Below are 18,211 nucleotides of genomic sequence, written 5' to 3' on the forward strand. Positions count from 1 at the left end.
CGAGCGGAGGACCCATGCACGGCGAATACAAGATGCCTGGCGGCAAGCTGATCGTGGTCGACCTTGACCTCGTCGACGACTGCCTGGCCCGGGTGCAGGTCAGTGGCGACTTCTTCCTCGAACCGGACGACGCCCTGCACGCCATCGACGCCGCGCTTGAAGGACAGAGCGCCGACGCGGACGAACACATGCTCGCCGCCGCGATCCGCGCCCAGCTCGTGCCCGGCGTGATGATGTACGGCATCTCCCCGGAAGCCATCGCGATCGCGGTCCGCCGCGCCATCGACCAGCACGCCATCGACCAGGGAATGGCCCCATGACCCGCACGCTCTGGCGCGACCACGCCTGGCATCTGATCCACACCGAACCGCAACCGCCCGCGCTGCACATGGCGCTGGACGAGGTGCTCACCCACGAAGTCGGCGCCGGCCACCGGCCGCCGACCTTGCGCATCTGGGAGTGGGGCGGGCCGGCGGTGGTGATCGGCCGCTTCCAGTCACTGCGCAACGAAGTCGATGCCGAGGCCGCACGGCGCCATGGCATCGAAGTGGTGCGGCGCGTCTCCGGCGGCGGCGCCATGTTCATCGAACCGGGCAACACCATCACCTGGTCGATCTATGCGCCGCTGTCGTTGATCAAGGGCATGAGCTTCCAGGAGGCCTACGCCTGGATGGACGCCTGGACACTCGAGGCGTTGGCGGAGCTTGGCATCGAGGCCTGGTACCAGCCGCTCAACGACATCACCTCCGCCGGCGGCAAGATCGCCGGCGCGGCGCAGGCCCACCGCGGCGGCGCCGTGCTGCACCACGTCACCATGGCCTACGACATCGATGCGACCAAGATGCTCCAGGTGCTGCGCATCGGCCGCGAGAAGCTTTCGGACAAGGGCACGCAGAGCGCCGGCAAGCGCGTGGATCCGTTGCGCAGCCAGACCGGCCTGGCGCGCGCGGCGATCATCGGGCACATGATCGCCACCTTCCGCCACCGGCACGGCCTTGCCGAGGACACGCTGCGCGCCGACGAGCTGGCGCAGGCCGAAGTCCTGGCGCAGGAAAAGTTTTCAAGCGCCGACTGGACCGCCGACGTCCCCTGATCCGCAAAGTGGGCTCGGGCCCGCCGGCATCCGCCCGGATGCGGTGGACTGAAGCCCGCCCTCCGTTCCTGCCCTCCCAAACGTCACTTGCACCCCCTCGCCCGCCGCCGCAGGATCGGGCTTCCATTCGCGTGGAAAAGGAGATGCAGATGCGCGTTTTACGCACGGCCGCCCTGGTGGCGGGATTGGGCATGGCCTTGGCCGCACAGGCGGCCGACACCGATACCTGGAAGCTGCCGGTCGCCGTCAAGAAGCTCGACAACGGCATGACCGTGGTGGTCTCCGAGGATCACAGTTCGCCCACCGTGGGCATCAGCATGGTCTATCACGTGGGCATGCGGCTGGAGCCGCAGAACCGGACCGGCTTCGCCCACCTGTTCGAACACCTCATGTTCGAAGGCACGCCGGACGCGCCCAAGGGCACCTTCGAGCGCGTGATCCAGGGCGGCGGCGGCGTGTTCAACGGCTCGACCCGCGCCGACTACACCAACTACATCGCCTCGGCGCCCTCCTCCGCGCTCGCGCCGATCCTGTGGATGGAGGCCGACCGCATGAAGTCGCTCGACTTCAGCGCCAAGAACCTGGCCAACCAGCAGAACGTGGTGAAGGAAGAAATCCGCGTCAACGTGAAGAACCAGCCCTACGGCCTGTTCTTCTGGACCGACCTCAACGCGCTGGCCTTCGACAAGTGGGCCAACAAGCACGACGGCTACGGCTCCTTCAAGGATCTCGACCACGCGTCCATCGAGGACGTGAAGACCTTCCACGACACGTTCTACCAGCCGGCCAACGCGGTGCTGGGCATCGCCGGCGACGTCACGCCCGAGCAGGCCTTCGCGCTGGCGCAGCAGTACTTCGGCGACGTTCCGGCACGCGCGCTGCCCAAGCGCCCGGACGTGTCCGAGGCGCTCAACACCAAGCCGCGCCACGCCGAGGAAACCGACGCGCTGGCCAAGGTGCCGGCACTGGCGGTCGGCTGGAAGATGCCGCCGCGCGGGAGCGCCGACCAGGTGCCGATGATGGTGCTTTCCCAATTGCTGGTGGGCGACAACGCCTCGCGCTTCTACCAGGGCCTGGTGAAGGGCCGCCAGTTGCTGCTCAACATCGAGGGCGGGATGAACTTCCCGCTGGGTGACGGCAGCGACTACGCCGGTCCCGCGCTGCTGGGCCTGTTCGCCATCTACAAGCCCAACGCCACGCCCGACCAGGTGCTGGCCGCACTCGATCAGGAAATCGCCAAGGTCGCCAACGATGGCGTGGACGACGCCACGCTGGCCAGCGTGAAGACCAAGATGCTGTCCGACTGGTACGGCGGCCTGGAGGCTTTCATCAACCGTGCCGACACCCTGGCCAAGCTGCAGACCCTGTGGGGCGACGCCAACGTCGCCAACAAGATGCCCGGCTGGATCGACGCGGTGAGCGCCGACGACATCAAGCGCGTGGCCCGCGCCTATCTCACCGACGCCAACCGCAGCGTGGTCGTGCGCCGCCCCGTCGCCGCCGCGAAAGCCCCTGCCAAGTGAGGACCGCCATGAAGACGAACACGACGTTCAAGCTGCTCGCGCTGGCCGTGGGCCTTTCGCTGGCCGGATTCGCGCAGGCCTCCACCCAGCCGCTTCCGAAGGACCTGCCCGCCTACGGCCCGGAAAAGCCGCTGCCCACCCCGCAGATCCAGCAACGCACGCTGCCCAATGGCCTGACCGTGTGGGTGGTGCCGCGCGAAGGGTTGCCCAAGGTCAACGTGGAGCTGGCCGTGCTGGGCGGCACCGCGGCGGATGATCCGAAGACGCCGGCCATCTCGGCCATGATGGCGCGCCTGCTCGACGAGGGCACCGCCACGCGCAGTTCGCGGCAGATCGCCGAGCAACTGCAGTCGATCGGGGGCGACTACCGCTCCGGCGCGTACGCCGACGCGGTCACCGTCCGCGCCAGCGCGCTCGCCTCGCACGCGCCCGAACTGCTGGCCCTGGTGGCAGATACCGCCATGCATCCGAGCTTCCCGGCCAAGGAGGTGGCGCTGGCGCAGGCCAACGCGATGCAGGAGCTGAAGGTGCAGGAAGCCGACCCCGACTGGCAGGCGCAACGCGCCTTCGACCATGCCGCGTTCGGCGCGCATCCGTATGCACGCGATGCCCTCAACGAAGCCAGCGTGCAGGCGAGCAATCCCGGCGCGCTGCGTGCGTTGCATGACGCCCGCTTCCAGCCGGATCGTGCCCTGCTGGTGATCGTCGGCCGCATCGACGCGGACCAGGCGTTCAAGCTGGCCAGCGAGCAGTTCGGCGGCTGGAAGTCCGACGGCAAGGCACTCGCCGCCACCGCACCGGCACCGCACCAGACGTCGCCGGACCGCCTGATCGTGCCGCGCGCCGGCGCGGTGCAGAGCAACATCCGCTACGGCCGCCCGGTGATCGCCGCCAGCAACCCGGACTTCATCCCGCTGACCGTGGCCGACACCATCCTCGGCGGCGGCTTCACCAGCCGCATCACGCAGGACATCCGCGAGGACAAGGGCTATTCCTACAGCCCGTTCTCGCAGTTCGATGCCCAGCGCGCCGGCGGCAGCGCGCTGGCCCGTGTCGACGTGCGCAACGAAGTCACCGGCGCGACCCTCACGGAGCTGGCCAAGCTGTACGACAGCATGGCCACGCAGGCGCCCAGCGAGGAGGAGCTGACCGGCGCCAAGCGGCTGGTCGGTGGCATCTACCTCCTGCGCAACCAGATCCAGGGTGCGCTCACGGCGACCATCGCCGGCTACTGGATCGACGGCCTGCCGCCGGACTTCCTGGGTCGCTACGTGGCCGAAGCCAACAAGGTCACCGCCGATCAGGTGCAGGCCATGGGCCGCAAGTACTTCGCTGCCAGGGACCAGAGCATCGTGGTGGTGGGCGACCCGAAGGCCATCGACGCGCAGCTCAAGCCATTCGGTACGTTCGAGGTCTTCAAGCCCTGACCGGCCGCGGCCGTCGGCACCTGCCGGCGGCCGCGTGCATGCATGTCCATCGCCTTCACGCCCGTTCGACCGATGTGCGAACGAAATCGGGGGCCGACTTCAGCGGAGGCCATGGCCATGCAGAACCCCGTCGGATGGTTCGAGATCTACGTGCAGGACGTGCAGCGCGCGAAAGCCTTCTACCAGGCCGTGCTTGCCGTGAAGCTGGAAAAGCTGGAGGCACCGGACTCCAGCCCGATGGAGATGTGGGCCTTCCCGATGCAGCAGGACGGCACCGGCGCGGCCGGCGCGCTGGTGAAGATGGACGGCATGCCCTCGGGTGGCAACAGCACGCTGGTCTATTTCTCCTGCGAGGACTGCGCGGTGGAAGCCGGCCGCGTTGCCGCGCAAGGCGGCAAGGTCATGAAGGACAAGTTCTCGATCGGCCCCTACGGATACATCGCGCTGGTGACCGACACCGAAGGCAACATGATCGGCCTGCATTCCATGCAATGAGGGCCAGCCAGAGGCCTGCTCAGAGGCGGCTGTAGGACCACGATTGCATCCGCCCATCCTTGTACGGCATCACACCGTGGAACGGCCGCGGGTCGCCATCGAACACCAGTGGCAGGAAGTGCCGGTCGCCTTCCCACATCGGCAGTTCCATCAGCCGCGCACGCGGCACCCATTCCAGCGTGCCCTCGTGGTTGCCGGCGTGGCAGCTGCCCTCGAAACCGTCGATCAGGAAGATGAAGCCCAGCCAGTCCTCGCCCTGCTTGCCGAAGCCGGGCCAGTTGAGCGTGCCGCGCAGGCGCATCGAAGTGCAGTCGATGCCGGCCTCCTCGCGGATCTCGCGGCGCATGCAGGCGGCGATGTCCTCGCCCGCCTCCATCTTGCCGCCCAGGCCGTTGTACTTGCCCAGGTGCTGGTCGTCCGGCCGTGCGTTGCGGTGGATCATCAGCACATGCTCGCGATCGGGAGAGAGCACGTAGCCGAGCGTGGCGACGATCGGGCAATAGGTGTTCGACATCGGCGGGGACGTTGCGGCAAAGCGGCAAGTGTAGCGCCGGGGCTGAACATGCGCCCGGTCGCACACTTGCGCCTGTCGCGTCAGGGCGGCGACCATCGGGACATGATCCGTCCCGTGCCCCGCCTGCCGCTCGTCCCGATCGTATCCCTGCTGCTGGTTGCCCTGGCCGGCTGCGCGCCGCAAGCCCGCGCGCTGGACAGCGAGGAGCGTGCGTTCGAGGGACAGAACTACCGCGTGGTCAGCATCGACCTCAAGCGTGAGCCGCTCACCCTGCACTGGCGTGCACCCGGCAGCGGCGAGCCGTTCGGCAGCATCGACAACCTGCGCCAGTGGGGCGAACAGCACGGGCGGCAACTGCTGTTCGCCGCCAACGCCGGCATCTACGACGCGGCGTTCAAGCCGCTGGGCCTGTACGTGGAGGATGGCAAGGCGCTGGTGCCGCTGAACATGGCGCACGGCAACCCCGCCTCGGGCAACTTCTCGCTGCTGCCCAACGGCGTGTTCGCGATCTATCCGGACGGCAAGGCGGCCGTCGAAACCAGCGCCGCGTTCAAGGCGGACGGACGCAAGGCGCAATGGGCCACGCAGTCGGGGCCGATGCTGGTCATCGACGGCCAGATCAACCCGGCCTTCGTGCACGATTCGGACAGCCTCAAGTGGCGCAGCGGCGTGTGCGCGCGCACGCCGCGCAACGTGGTGTTCGCGGTGAGCGAGGCGCCGGTCAACTTCCACGCCTTCGCGCGACTGTTCCGCGATGAGCTGGGCTGCCGCGACGCGTTGTTCCTCGACGGCACCATCTCGCAGTTCTACGTCGGCGACGAGGGCTACGCCGGCGCGCCGGCCTTCATGGTCAAGCCTTACGCCGGGATGTTCGCGGTGTTCGCGCCCGAATGAATCGCCGCCGCTTTCCGTGGTGGCGCGCCCTGGCGCTGGCGGTGCTGGTGGTGCTTGCGGCGACGTTGGCCACCGGCTGGTACCTGCTGGCCGGCAGCCGCGCGCGACTGGATGGTGAACTCCAGGTGGCGGGCCTCGCCGCGCCGGTGAAGGTCGCTCGCGACGCCCATGGCAGCGTCGTCATCGACGCGCAAAGCCGCGCCGATGCCACCTTCGCGCTGGGCTTCGTGCACGCGCAGGAGCGCTGGTTCGAGATGGACCTGATGCGCCGCGTCGCCGCCGGCGAACTGGCCGGGCTGGCGGGCCCGGCGGCGCTGGATTCCGACCTGGACATCCGCCGCCATCGCCTGCGCGCGGTGGCCGAGGCGGCCTATGGTGCGATGACGCCCGAACAGAGGCAGGTGCTGGACCGCTATCGCGACGGCGTCAACGCGGGCCTGGCCGACCTGCGCGAGAAGCCGTGGGAATACTTCCTGCTGCGCAGCGATCCCAGACCCTGGCGCTCGGAGGACTGCCTGCTGGTGATCGGCGCGATGTACCTGGATCTGCACGGCCACGGCCACAACACCCGCGAGCTGGACATCGCGCGCATGCGCGCGGTGTTGCCCGCGCCGCTGGTGGACTTCCTGCTCGCGCCCGACCCGGACTGGGAAGCACCGCTGACCGGCACGCTCTCTCGCCCGCCGGTGCTGCCCGGCGCGGCTGTGTTCGACCTGCGCAAGGGCCTCGCGCCGGCGACCACGACGGCCGCGGTCGCCGCGGCGCTCGCGCCAGCGCTCGAAACGCGCCATCCGGGCAGCAACAACTTCGCCGTCGGCGGGGGACTGACCGACACCGGCGCGGCGATGCTCGCCAACGACATGCATTTGGGTTTGCGCGTACCGGACATCTGGTTCCGCGCGCGCCTGCGGTACCCGGACGCCAATGCCCCCGGCGGCACCCGCGACGCGGTCGGCGTGACCTTGCCGGGCACGCCGGCGCTCATCATCGGTTCCAACGGGCAGATCGCCTGGGGCTTCACCAACAGCTACGGCGACTGGCTGGACTGGGTGCGCATCACGCGCGATCCGGCCGATCCCTCACGCTACAAGGTGCCGGGCGGCTGGGCGACGATCGAACACCATGCCGAGCGCATCCAGGTCAAAGGCGCGCCCGATCGCGTGCTGGACGTGCAGGACACGCGCTGGGGCCCGATCCTCGCCAGGGACACCGACGGCACGCCGCTGGCCCTGGCCTGGATCGCGCACGACCCGCACGCCTACAACCTGGGCCTGATGCAGCTCGAACGCGCGCCCAGTGTCGCCGTGGCGCTGGACGTGGCCCCGACCCTGGGCATGCCGCCGCAGAACCTGCTGGTCGCCGACCGCGAAGGCCACATCGGGTGGACGCTCGCCGGCAACGCGATTCCGCTGCGTCCTTTCGGCAGCGAACCGCAGCAGCCGGCGGACTGGTCGGAGGCGGGCAGCGGTTGGCAAGGCTGGGCCATCCCCGCGCAGTACCCGCGCGTGGCCGATCCGTCCGGCGGGCGCCTGTGGACCGCCAACAACCGCACCGTCGACGGTCCCGCCCTGGACCTGCTCGGCAACGGCGGCCACGACCTGGGCGCACGCGCGCAGCAGATCCGCGACGACCTGGCGGAACACAGCGTGTTCACCACCGGCAACCTGCTCGACATCCAGCTGGACGACCGCGCGATCTTCCTCACGCCCTGGCAGAGGCTGCTGCAGGACACGCTGGCCGGGACGTCCGATCCGGCGCTCCAGTCGCTGCGCATCCTCACCGCCAACTGGCGCAACCGCGCCGCGCCCGACAACGTGGACTACCGGCTGGTGCGCGCCTTCCGCAAGGAAGTGCACCGACTGGCGCTGGCCCCGTTCGTGGCGCGGGTGAAGGCACGTTACCCGGACTTCGCCTGGCCCTCCGGCGCCGGCAGCGCCGAGGCGGCCGTGTGGTCACTGCTGCGCGACCAGCCCGCGTGGCTGCTCGATCCGCGCTACCGGAACTGGAACGCGCTGTTGCAGGACGCCGCCCGCCAGGTGGCGGCCCGGTTGGGCAAACAGCCCGGCGGACTGGCCGCGCGTACCTGGGGCGAGGTCAACCCAACCGACATTCGCCACGCGTTCTCGCCCGCGTTGCCGCCCTTCCTGGCGCGCTTCCTGGACATGCCCGACACCCCGCTGCCGGGCGACGCCAACATGCCACGCGTGGCCGCACCCGGCTTCGGCGCTTCCGAACGGCTGGCGGTGTCGCCCGGCCACGAGGCGAACGGCATCCTGGAAATGCCCGGCGGCCAGAGCGACAACCCGCTCTCTCCCTATTACGGCGCGGGGCATGCCGACTGGGTTGAAGGCCGCCCCACCCCGCTGTTGCCAGGGCCGGCGAAATGGACGCTGGTGCTCGAGCCGGGCAAGTAGACCGCGCTTCGCAAGGCTTCCCCATCCGCCTGCGGGCGCCGTCCCCGCAAGCGGGGGAGCACGTTCCCGAACCTTCCCGCCGGCCCGGGACGGAATCGTGGGCGCAACAGCACGTGCCCAAGCCAATACCCGCGGACGCGGGAGGACGCCCAAGGCGGAAGGGCCTCAGGGCAGCTCGTAATCGAACGCGTACTCGTGCCGCCCCTGCTCGATGCGGATCGCCAGCTCGCCCTTGATGCCGGCCAGCCCGCCCGTGCCCGAATCCGGTACCACGGATACCCGCAGGCTCGGCGTGCCGCGCTCCATCAGCCCGTAGTGCATCAGCACGAAGCTACCCTGCCGGCCATGCAGCGTTCCGCTCACCCGCTCGATCGCCACGTAGCCGGCCGAACCGGGCACCTCGGTGCCGGCCGAGAGCATCTCGCCCAGGCTGGTGGCCTCCAGGTCGCCCTGGAAGCGCTTGTCGATCGACAGTCGACCGAGTTGCGCCGCCTCGGCGCCCGGCGCGGCCGGCTGGGGGCTGAGTTTCACGTCGAAGGTTCCGCGGGCGTGCATGATCTCTCCTGTTTGATCGCTGGCGTCGATGATGGCGCAGCTTGCCCTACCATCGCCTGCCCTCCATTGCAGCGCAGGTTCGGCCTTGGCCGATTGGAAAAACGCGACACCGGTGACCACGGACCCAAGCCGGCCCCGTGGCGTGCTGCATCGGCGACTGGAGGGTGACCTCGAACACCGGCGCCTGGCACCCGACCCCGCGCTTGCACCCTTCGTGGAGCACTACTGGCGCGTGCGATGGGACCTGCGCGGACAACCGTCGCAGACGCAGGAAACCCTGCCGCATCCGAACGTGCACCTGGTGCTCGAACGCGGCCAGTCGGCCATCTTCGGTGTCCACGGCGGGCGTTTCGTGCGGGTATTGGAAGGCCAGGGTTGCGTGTTCGCCGTCAAGTTCCGGGCGGGGGGCTTTTTCCCGTTCCTGCGCCGTCCGGTGTCCGGGCTCGTCGATCGTTCGATACCCGTCACGGCCGTCCTGCCAGGTGCCGCGACGTTGGAGTCGGACGTGTTCGCCTGCAGCGCGATGGAGGCCATGGCCGCGGTGGCCGATCGCCATCTGCTGGCCCATTTGCCGCGCCAGGACCCGCAGGCGACGCGGCTCGCCACACTGGTCGCACAGGTCGCCGCCGATCCGGCCATGCTGTCGGTGCAGGCACTGGCAGACCGGGCAGGCCTGGGTGTGCGCACTCTGCAGCGCCTGTTCGAGCGCTACGTCGGCGCGAGCCCGAAGTGGGTAATCGCACGCTACCGCCTGCACGAGGCGATCGCGCGGGTGCAGGAGGGCCGCGTGGTCGACTGGACCGAACTGGCGCTGTCGCTCGGCTATTTCGACCAGGCGCACTTTATCGGCGATTTCACACGCCTGGTCGGTCGTCCGCCCGGCGAATATGCCCGCCGCGAAGGTTCCGGTTGAACGATGTCGAATCGGCCGGCGCTCGCGCGTCGTATCGACAGGAGCCGGCAGCCGCCGGCATCGGCCGGGAGAGACGTATGCGATGCATGGTGATGGTCCGCGCCACGGCCGAGTCGGAAGCCGGCGTGCCGCCGAGCGAAAAACTTCTGCGCGAGATGATGGCGTTCAACGAGGAACTGGTGAAGGCGGGCGTGATGCTGGCCGGCGAAGGCCTCAAGCCCAGCGCCGACGGCAAGCGGGTGTACTTCGCCGGCAACGGCCGCAGCGTGGTCGACGGCCCCTTCGCCGAAACCCGGGAGCTGGTGGCCGGCTTCTGGCTGTGGCAGGTGCGCTCGATGGACGAAGCGCTCGAATGGGTGCGCCGCTGCCCGGCGCCGTTCGAGGGCGAGTGTTCGATCGAGATCCGGCCTCTGCTCGAGGCGGACGACTTTGGCGAGGCGCTGACGCCCGAGCTGCGCGCGACCGAAGAACGCCTTCGCACCGAGGTGGCGGCTGGCAAGTCCTGAGTCCGCTCCCTGCACGAGCTCAAGGCTTGCTGGATCGACGCTTGCGGTGGTCTGATCGGCCGCATGAGCCAAGCCGATACCCACCGCGCGATCGAAACCGTCTGGCGCCTGGAAGCGCCCAAGCTGGTCGCCGCGCTGATCCGCGTCGTGCGCGACATCGACCTGGCCGAGGAACTGGCGCAGGACGCGCTGGTCGCGGCGCTGGAGCGCTGGCCGACCGCGGGTGTGCCGGACAACCCCGGCGCCTGGCTGATGACGGCGGCCAAGCGGCGCGGCATCGACCTGCTGCGACACCGCCAGCTGGTCGAGCGCAAGCACGCGGCGCTCGACGGCGATCCGGAGCACGAGGCGTTCACCATGCCGAACCTGGAAGCGCTCGACGACGACATCGGCGACGACCTGCTGCGGTTGATCTTCACCGCCTGCCACCCGGCGCTGTCGACCGAGGCACAGGTGGCGCTCACCCTGCGCCTGCTCGGGGGCCTGACCACCGCCGAGATCGCCCGCGCGTTCCTCACCGCCGAGCCGACCATCGCCCAGCGCATCGTGCGCGCCAAGCGCACGCTGGCCGACAAGCGCGTGCCGTTCGAGGTGCCGCGCGGCGAACAGCTGGCGGAACGCCTTGCCGCGGTGCTGGGTGTGATCTACCTGGTCTTCAACGAGGGCTACGCCGCCACCGCCGGCGACGACTGGATGCGCCCGGCACTGTGCGAGGAAGCGTTACGGCTGGGCCGCACCCTGGCCGGCCTGATGCCGCGCGAGACCGAAGTGCTGGGGCTGCTGGCGCTGATGGAGATCCAGGCCTCGCGCAGCCATGCGCGCGTGGGCGCCGACGGCCGTCCGGTGCTGCTCCTGGAGCAGAACCGCGCGTTGTGGGACCAGTTGCTGATCCACCGCGGGCTGGAAGCACTGGAACGCGCCGGCCGGCTCGGCGGCGCGGACGGTCCGTACGCGCTGCAGGCTGCCATCGCCGCCTGCCATGCCCGCGCCACCAGCGCCGACGCGACCGATTGGACGCGCATCGCCGCGCTGTACGCCCGGTTGGCGAGCGTGGCGCCCTCCCCGGTGGTGGAACTCAACCGCGCCGTGGCGGTGGCGATGGCCGAAGGCCCCGCCGCGGGGCTGGCGCTGGTCGATGCCTTGCGCGACGTGGCGGCACTGGCCGGCTATCACCTGCTTCCGGCGGTGCGGGGCGACCTGTTGGCGAAGCTGGGGCGGAGCGAAGAGGCCCGAGCCGAATTCGAGCGTGCCGCCGGACTGACGCAGAACGCACAGGAGCGGATGGTGATGCTGGAGCGGGCGGCGGGGTGCGTGGCGGGATAGGGCAACGCCTCGCTGCCAGCTCTGCTTCCTCTCCCTCCGGGGAGATCGGGCTTCGGCTCTGCTTGCCGCGCGAACCCGCTAGCCGAGCAACCCCTCGCAGATGGCCTGGTAGAGCCCCGGCAACCGCTCCAGGTCCGCCACCGCGACGCACTCGTCCACCTTGTGGATGGTCGCGTTGACCGGGCCCAGCTCCACCACTTCGGCACCGAGCGGTGCGATGAAGCGTCCATCGGAGGTACCGCCGCCGGTGCTCTGCTCCGGCTCCACGCCGCACAGCTCGCGGCAGACGTCGAGCACGGTTTCGCGCAGACGCCCGCCCTGGGGGCTGAGGAAGGGCTCGCCGGAAAGGTTCCAGTCCAGCTGCCAGTCCAGGCCGTGGCGGGTGAGGATGGCCTCGGTGCCCGCACGCAGGTCAGCGGCCGCGCTGGCGGTCGAGTAGCGGAAATTGATGTGCGCGACCAGCGAACCCGGGATCACGTTGGTGGCGCCGGTGCCGGCATTGAGGTTGGATACCTGGAACGAGGTTGGCGGAAAATCCGCGTTGCCCTTGTCCCAGCGCGTGGCCGCCAGCTCCGCCAGCACCGGGGCAAAGGCGTGGATCGGGTTCCTTGCCTTTTCCGGATAGGCCACGTGGCCCTGCACGCCATGCACGGTGAGCGTGCCGGAGAGCGAGCCGCGACGGCCGACCCGGATCAGGTCGCCCAGCCGGGCCTTGGAGGACGGCTCGCCGACCACGCACCAGTCCAGCCGCTCGCCGCGCGCGCGGAAGGTCTCGGTCACGCGGCGCACGCCGTCCAGATTCGTCGGGCCTTCCTCGTCGCTGGTCAGCAGCAACGCGACGCGACCGGCATGCCGGGGACGCGCCGCCACGAAACGTTCGAGCGCCAGCACCATCGCGGCGACCGAACCCTTCATGTCCGCCGCGCCACGGCCGTAAAGATGGCCATCGCGCACGACCGGTTCGAATGGCGGGCTCTGCCACGCGCCCGCTGGACCGGTAGGCACTACGTCGGTGTGGCCCAGGAATACCAGCGTGGGGCCCTCACCATGCGTCGCCCACAGGTTGTCGACCACGCCGTGGCGCAGGTGCTCGATGGCGAAGCCCGCCCGTGCGAGCCGCTCGGCGATCAGCGCCTGGCAGCCGGCATCCTCGGGCGTCACCGAGCGGCGGCCGATCAGTTCACGCGTAAGGTCCAGTACGTCGCTCAAGCCCACCTCTCTCGAAATCCCCCGTAGGGGAAGCCTCCAACGAGCGTGCGAAATGCGTGGAAATCTATTTGCCGAACAGTTTCTTGAAAGCGTTGTCGCTGAAACCCACGCTCACCGCGCCGTCGTCCTGCACCACCACCGGCCGGCGCACCAGCGCCGGGTACTCCTTCAGCAACAGCGTCCACTCCGGGTCACTGCCCGGATCCTTGCGCTGCGGCAACAGGTTGCGCCAGGTGGTGGAGGACTTGTTGACCAGCTTCTCCCAGCCACCCAGCTGCTGCGCCCAGGCCTTAAGCGTGGCCGCCGGCACCGGATCGGCGCGGTAGTCGACGAACGTATGCGGTACCTCGAAGCGCGCCAGCCAGTTGCGCGCCTTCCTGCACGTGTCGCAGTTGGCGAGTCCGTAGACCGTCGTCATTCGATACCCCTGAGCAATTCGTTGATGCCGGTCTTGGCGCGGGTCTTCTCGTCCACCTGCTTGACGATCACCGCGGCGTACAGGCTGTGGCTGCCGTCCTTGGCCGGCAGGCTGCCCGCGACCACCACGCTGCCTGCGGGGATGCGGCCGTAGCTGACCTCGCCCGTCGCGCGGTTGTAGATGCGCGTGGACTGGCCCAGGAACACGCCCATGCCGATCACGCTGCCCTTCTCCACGATCACGCCCTCGACCACTTCCGAGCGCGCGCCGATGAAGCAGTCGTCCTCGATGATGGTCGGGTTGGCCTGCAGCGGCTCCAGCACGCCGCCGATGCCGACGCCACCGGAAAGATGCACGCGCGCGCCGATCTGCGCGCATGATCCGACCGTCGCCCAGGTATCGACCATGGTGCCGGGGCCGACATAGGCGCCGATGTTGACGTAGCTCGGCATCAGCACCGCGTCCTTCGCGATGTGGGCACCGCGGCGCACCAGCGCGCCGGGCACGACCCGCGCGCCGAGCACTTCCAGCTCCGCGTCGTTGCCGTGGCCGAAGCGCAGGGGCACCTTGTCGAAAGCCAGCGCCGGGCCGCCGTCGACCACGCGGTTGCCGTTGATGCGGAAGTACAGCAGCACGGCCCTCTTCAGCCACGCATTGACCTTCCAGCCGCCCTGCCCGTCCGGTTCGGCCACGCGCTGCTCGCCCTGTTCGAGCAACTCCATCACCTGCGCAAGCGCCGGGCGCAGGTGCGTTTCGATCTCGCTCTGGCTGAGTTCGTTGCGCCGTTCGAAAGCGTCGTCGATCAGGGTGTCGATGGAGGGCATGGGTAGCTCGCGGAAAGAACGTCGGGAAGCAGCCAAGTATACGGAGGGGGACCGGTGCATACGCCCGGAAACTCAAGTTCGCACCCGAGCGGCCGATTCCCCCTTCGCTCCCCGCGGCTCATGCGACCGGTGGAGACGGAGAAGCAGAGCCATGCCACGGCGTCCGATCGACCCGGCCGAGATCACGGTCGGCCAACCTTTGCGATTCAACGCCTACGACGCCAGGGGCAAGCTGTTGATGCGCCTGGGCCAGGTGATCGGCACCGCGGCGCAACTGGAGAAACTGCTCGAGCACGGCGTGTTCTACGGCTCGGAAGAGGAGTGCCGCGGACCTTTCCTGCCCCCGGCGCCTTCGCCCCCTTCGCCGCTGGCGCTGGTGCTGGAGGCGCGCGAACGGCTGCAGGCGCTGCTTGCCGATCCGGCGCCGGCGGACTTTCCCGGCGCGCTGGCCGGGATTGCCGAGCAGGTCCGCGAGGCCTGCCGACGCAGTCCGGACGTCGCGCTGGCCAGCATCCTGCTGCGCCGCGAGGGGCCCTACGGCACGCGCCATGCGGTCAACGCCGCCATCGCATGCCAGATCACGGGAACCGCGATGGCGCTGGAACCGGCCGAGCTGGCGGCGATCGTGTCCGCCGCGCTGACCATGAACATCGGCATGTTCGAACTGCACGACCAGCTGGTCGCGCTGGAAGGCCCGCTGTCCGACGAACATCACCTGGCGGTACGGGCGCACTGCCGGCTGGGTGTGGTGCGGCTGCGCGATCACGGCATCGCCAGCGCCGCCTGGCTCAATGCCGTGCGCGATCATCACGAGCGCGCCGACGGCAGCGGTTATCCCGGCGGCAAGATCGGCGAGGAGATCGGGCGGCCGGCGCGCCTGCTGGCACTGGCCGATGTCTATTGTGCGCGGGTTTCCGGCCGCGACTACCGGCCGCCGCTGCAGCCGACGCTTGCGTTGCGCTGGCTGTTCCTCAACGAAGGGGCGGCGCTGGACGAGCGGCTGGCCCGCACGTTCATCAAGACGCTGGGCATCTATCCGCCCGGCACCGGAGTGCGGCTGCGCAACGGCTCGATCGCGGTGGTCACCCAGCGCGGCCCGGCCGGCCACCAGCCGGTGGTCGCCTCGCTCACCACCCACGACGGATTTCGCACCGGCGCGCCGATCCGCCGCCGCGGCGACGTGGAGGCGCACGCCGTCAGCGAGGTGGTCGACCTGGCCGCGCTGGACATCGAGGTAAACATGGAAGCGCTGTGGGGCGCCGACGCGGTGGCATGACCACCGACCTCCAGTAGAAGCGCACCTGTGCGCGGACCGGGATGCGCGGCGGTCGCGCGAAGGTGCGTTCTCCTACAGGGCTTCCTCAGCCGCTCTGCCCCAACCGCGCCAGCAGCGCTTGCCGCAACCGCTCCTGCTGGGCCTCGCCTAACGGCGCGTCGTGACGATCGGTGAGCTGGAAGAAATCCTCCACCCGCTCACCGAAGGTGGCGATGCGCGCGTCGTGCACTCGCACCTGCGCCTCGACCATCGCCTGCGCGACGGCGGCCAGCAGGCCGGGGCGATCGGTGCACACCAGTGCCAGCTGGGTGCGGCCGCCGGCCGCGTGGAAGCCGATCCGGGGCGTCATCTGGAAGTGCTTCAGTTGGCGCGACGCGCTGCGCCGCGCCGGATGCACAGGCACCGTCTGCGCCAGCGCGCGGGCCAGCCGCTGCTGCAGTTCCTCCGCCCGCGCCGGGGTCGCCGGTTGCTGCGTCTCGGTGTCCAGCAGCAGGAAGGTGTCCTGCGCCATGCCGTGCGGCGAAACCAGCACGCGCGCTTCCAGCACCGACAGGCGCAGGCGGTCCAGCATCGCGGTGACGGTAGCGAACAGGCCGTCGCGGTCGGGGGTGTAGACGAACAGTTCGGTGGTACCGCGCACCGACAGGGGATGTACCGCGATCAGCGGCAGTGCGCCATTGGCACGCAGGATCGCGGCGGTCTGCCAGGCGATCTGCTCGGGCCGGTGGCGCAGGAAGCTCGCTTGCGGGAACCCGGCCCAGACACGCTCGACCGTCGCCGGCTCGAAACCGTCGGCTTCCAGCAGCGGGAGCGCGTAGTCCTGGCACTCGCGCACGCGGGTGGCGGCATCGCGCGGCAGCTCCACGTCGCTGCGCAAGGCGTAGCGGGTGGCGCTGTAGAGATCGGCCAGCAGGCGGTCCTTCCAGCCGTTCCACAGCTTGGGGCTGGTGCCGATGATGTCGGCGATGGTGAGCAGGTAAAGCTGGCCCAGTTGCTCGCGGTTCTCCACCACCTGCGCGAAGCGTGCGACCACGTCCGGGTCGGTGATGTCCTGGCGTTGCGCGGTGACGCTCATCAGCAGGTGGTGGCGCACCAGCCAGGCGACCCGCTCGACGTCGTTGGGCGGCAGACCGAGCTTCGCGCAGAACGTGCGCGCCTCTTCTTCACCGAGCACCGAATGGTCGCCGCCGCGGCCTTTGGCAATGTCGTGGAACAGCGCGGCCAACAGCAGCACTTCGGGCGTGGGCAGCGTCGGCCAGATCTCGCGGGCGAGCGGGAATTCGGCCTGCGCCGCCGGGTCTGCGAAACGCGCCACGTTGTGCAGCACGCGCAGGGTGTGCTCGTCGACCGTGTAGACGTGGAACAGGTCGTATTGCATTCGCCCGAACACGCGGCCGAACGCGGGCAGGATCGCCGCCAGCAGGCCGTGCCGGTTCATCCGCCACAATGCATCGACCGAACGCGCGCCCTGGCGCAGCAGGCGCAGGAACGAGGCAAGCACCTCGCGGTCGTCGGCCAGTGCCCCGTCGAGCTGCGCGGTGGCCTGGTGGATCCGGCGCATGGTGTCGGCGGTGAACCCGAGGATGCCCGGCTCGTCCAGGCGCGCGATGAAGGCCTCCACCAGTGCGGCGGGACGGCGCATGAACACGTCCGGGTCGCGCGCGGCCAGCCGCGTGCCGTACCGCAGGAAGTCCTCGCCCACCGGCATGGCCGCCTGTGCCGGCTCGAGCATCTCCTCGAAGCGCTCGACGATCTGCACACCCAGCCGCTCGATCTGGCTGGCCGCGCGGTAGTAGCCCTGCATGAACTGCTCGACGCCCAGGTTGGTGGCGTGCTCGTCGACGAATCCCAGCGCCGCCGCAAGCGCGCGCTGGTAGTCGAACAGCAGCCGCTCCTCGGCGCGGCCAGCCTCCAGGTGGAGCGCGTAGCGGTAGCGGCGAAGCGTTGCCTCGGACTGTTCGAGCGTGGCGCATTCGGCCGGGTCTAGCAGGCCCTCGCCGACCATCGCCTCGAAGCCGTCCGCATGCGCCAGCCGGCGACCGAGCCAGCGCAGCGCGTCGAGCGTGCGCAGGCCGCCTGGACCTTCCTTGACGTTCGGTTCGAGGTTGTAGGCGGTGTCGTCGTAGCGCGCGTGGCGCGCATCGCGTTCGGCCAGGCGCACAGCGAGATAAGCGGCCGGCGGCCACAGCGCCGGATCATCCACGATCGCCTGCAGCTCGGCGTCCATGGCCGGATCGCCGACCAGCCGCCGCGCGTCGAGCAGGCTGGTGAACACGCTGGCTTCCTGCGCGGCCAGCGCGCGGCACTGCTGCGGGTCACGCACGGCGTGGCCGACCTTGAGGCCTACGTCCCACAACGTGGCGAAGCACTGCTCCAGCGCGCGCAGGCGCGCCGGCTGCGCTTCGCGCACCAGCGCCAGCAGGTCGACATCCGAATGCGGGAACAGGAGTCCGCGGCCGAAACCACCGACGGCGAACAGCGCCGCGCCCTCGACCTCGCCCAGGCAGGCGGTCCAGACATGGGCGACCACGCGCGCGACCGCTTCGCCGCGGCGCCGGGCGAGCGCGCCGGCGTCGGCACCACCGCGGAAGGCGGTGGTCAGGGAACGATCGACGTCCTCCAGCAGCTGGCGCAGGGCGCGTCGCGCTTCCACCGAGACGCCCGAGCGCGGGACGGCCGGCGGCAGGCGGGGCAGCGGAGGGAGCGCGGGGCGGGCAAGTTCGACGGTCACGGCAGCCATCTACGCAGGGATGTCGAGCTTACACGCGCGCCGATACGACGATCCCGCTCCCTCCGGAAGAGGGTATCCGAACGGTGGGTGCGCGTA

17 protein-coding genes are annotated in these 18,211 nt (G+C 69.8%); 11 read left to right on the top strand and 6 right to left on the bottom strand.

Annotation, left to right across the window (positions count from 1 at the left end; genetic code table 11):
* Positions 1-14 precede the first annotated feature (14 nt).
* From ACFWZ4_RS04920 to ACFWZ4_RS04940, 5 genes are all read left to right on the top strand, one after another.
* Positions 15-320 carry a biotin--protein ligase gene (locus tag ACFWZ4_RS04920; RefSeq protein WP_439703595.1) on the top strand — a complete coding sequence of 102 codons (306 nt, stop codon included), beginning with the start codon at positions 15-17 and terminating at the stop codon, positions 318-320.
* The gene (locus tag ACFWZ4_RS04925) at positions 317-1,093 is read left to right on the top strand and encodes a lipoate--protein ligase family protein (protein WP_439703596.1); all 777 of its coding nucleotides are present in this window, start codon (positions 317-319) and stop codon (positions 1,091-1,093) included. The genes ACFWZ4_RS04920 and ACFWZ4_RS04925 overlap by 4 nt, the downstream gene beginning before the upstream one ends.
* Positions 1,094-1,242: 149 nt before the next feature.
* Positions 1,243-2,616, top strand: coding sequence for a M16 family metallopeptidase (locus ACFWZ4_RS04930; protein ID WP_439703597.1), 1,374 nt, complete (start codon positions 1,243-1,245; stop codon positions 2,614-2,616).
* 8 nt (positions 2,617-2,624) lie between these two features.
* On the top strand, positions 2,625-4,043 hold the full coding sequence (locus ACFWZ4_RS04935; protein WP_439703598.1) for a M16 family metallopeptidase: 1,419 nt from the start codon (positions 2,625-2,627) through the stop codon (positions 4,041-4,043).
* Between the two features lie 117 nt (positions 4,044-4,160).
* Entirely contained in the window at positions 4,161-4,538 is a 378-nt protein-coding gene (locus ACFWZ4_RS04940) for a VOC family protein (protein WP_439703599.1), read from the top strand.
* A 19-nt stretch (positions 4,539-4,557) separates the two neighbouring features.
* On the opposite strand, the gene ACFWZ4_RS04945 is transcribed toward ACFWZ4_RS04940, so the two are convergent.
* Entirely contained in the window at positions 4,558-5,052 is a 495-nt protein-coding gene (locus tag ACFWZ4_RS04945) for an NUDIX hydrolase (protein ID WP_439703600.1), read from the bottom strand.
* Between the two features lie 102 nt (positions 5,053-5,154).
* On the opposite strand from ACFWZ4_RS04945, the gene ACFWZ4_RS04950 reads away from it, so the two are divergent.
* On the top strand, positions 5,155-5,946 hold the full coding sequence (locus ACFWZ4_RS04950; RefSeq protein ID WP_439703778.1) for a phosphodiester glycosidase family protein: 792 nt from the start codon (positions 5,155-5,157) through the stop codon (positions 5,944-5,946).
* Positions 5,943-8,360: a penicillin acylase family protein gene (locus ACFWZ4_RS04955; RefSeq protein ID WP_439703601.1), complete on the top strand. Its 2,418-nt coding sequence runs from the start codon at positions 5,943-5,945 to the stop codon at positions 8,358-8,360. Before ACFWZ4_RS04950 ends, ACFWZ4_RS04955 begins: the two co-directional genes overlap by 4 nt.
* A 165-nt stretch (positions 8,361-8,525) precedes the next feature.
* Here ACFWZ4_RS04955 and ACFWZ4_RS04960 read toward each other — a convergent pair whose 3' ends face one another.
* Entirely contained in the window at positions 8,526-8,915 is a 390-nt protein-coding gene (locus tag ACFWZ4_RS04960) for a DUF3224 domain-containing protein (protein WP_439703602.1), read from the bottom strand.
* Positions 8,916-9,027: 112 nt separating this feature from the next.
* On the opposite strand from ACFWZ4_RS04960, the gene ACFWZ4_RS04965 reads away from it, so the two are divergent.
* From ACFWZ4_RS04965 to ACFWZ4_RS04975, 3 genes are all read left to right on the top strand, one after another.
* A complete protein-coding gene (locus tag ACFWZ4_RS04965; RefSeq protein ID WP_439703603.1) occupies positions 9,028-9,828 on the top strand; it encodes an AraC family transcriptional regulator in 801 nt (266 codons plus the stop codon).
* 77 nt (positions 9,829-9,905) lie between these two features.
* Positions 9,906-10,334 carry a YciI family protein gene (locus tag ACFWZ4_RS04970; RefSeq protein WP_439703604.1) on the top strand — a complete coding sequence of 143 codons (429 nt, stop codon included), beginning with the start codon at positions 9,906-9,908 and terminating at the stop codon, positions 10,332-10,334.
* Positions 10,335-10,397: 63 nt separating this feature from the next.
* Entirely contained in the window at positions 10,398-11,657 is a 1,260-nt protein-coding gene (locus tag ACFWZ4_RS04975; protein ID WP_439703605.1) for an RNA polymerase sigma factor, read from the top strand.
* Between the two features lie 78 nt (positions 11,658-11,735).
* Here ACFWZ4_RS04975 and dapE read toward each other — a convergent pair whose 3' ends face one another.
* The 3 genes from dapE to dapD all read right to left on the bottom strand — a co-directional run bounded on the left by dapE (position 11,736) and on the right by dapD (position 14,108).
* Positions 11,736-12,866: a succinyl-diaminopimelate desuccinylase gene (dapE, locus tag ACFWZ4_RS04980; RefSeq protein WP_439703606.1), complete on the bottom strand. Its 1,131-nt coding sequence runs from the start codon at positions 12,864-12,866 to the stop codon at positions 11,736-11,738.
* Between the two features lie 64 nt (positions 12,867-12,930).
* A complete protein-coding gene (locus ACFWZ4_RS04985; protein WP_439703607.1) occupies positions 12,931-13,284 on the bottom strand; it encodes a Spx/MgsR family RNA polymerase-binding regulatory protein in 354 nt (117 codons plus the stop codon).
* Complete coding sequence (dapD, locus tag ACFWZ4_RS04990; RefSeq protein WP_439703608.1) at positions 13,281-14,108, bottom strand: 2,3,4,5-tetrahydropyridine-2,6-dicarboxylate N-succinyltransferase; 828 nt, start codon at positions 14,106-14,108, stop codon at positions 13,281-13,283. Before dapD ends, ACFWZ4_RS04985 begins: the two co-directional genes overlap by 4 nt.
* 151 nt (positions 14,109-14,259) lie before the next feature.
* Between dapD and ACFWZ4_RS04995 the strand changes: the two genes are divergently transcribed.
* Positions 14,260-15,384, top strand: coding sequence for an HD-GYP domain-containing protein (locus ACFWZ4_RS04995; protein WP_439703609.1), 1,125 nt, complete (start codon positions 14,260-14,262; stop codon positions 15,382-15,384).
* Positions 15,385-15,469: 85 nt separating this feature from the next.
* Here ACFWZ4_RS04995 and glnD read toward each other — a convergent pair whose 3' ends face one another.
* On the bottom strand, positions 15,470-18,115 hold the full coding sequence (glnD, locus tag ACFWZ4_RS05000; RefSeq protein WP_439703610.1) for a [protein-PII] uridylyltransferase: 2,646 nt from the start codon (positions 18,113-18,115) through the stop codon (positions 15,470-15,472).
* Positions 18,116-18,211: the final 96 nt, after the last annotated feature.

The organism is Frateuria sp. GZRe12 (assembly GCF_051900535.1).
Lineage (GTDB): Bacteria > Pseudomonadota > Gammaproteobacteria > Xanthomonadales > Rhodanobacteraceae > Frateuria_A.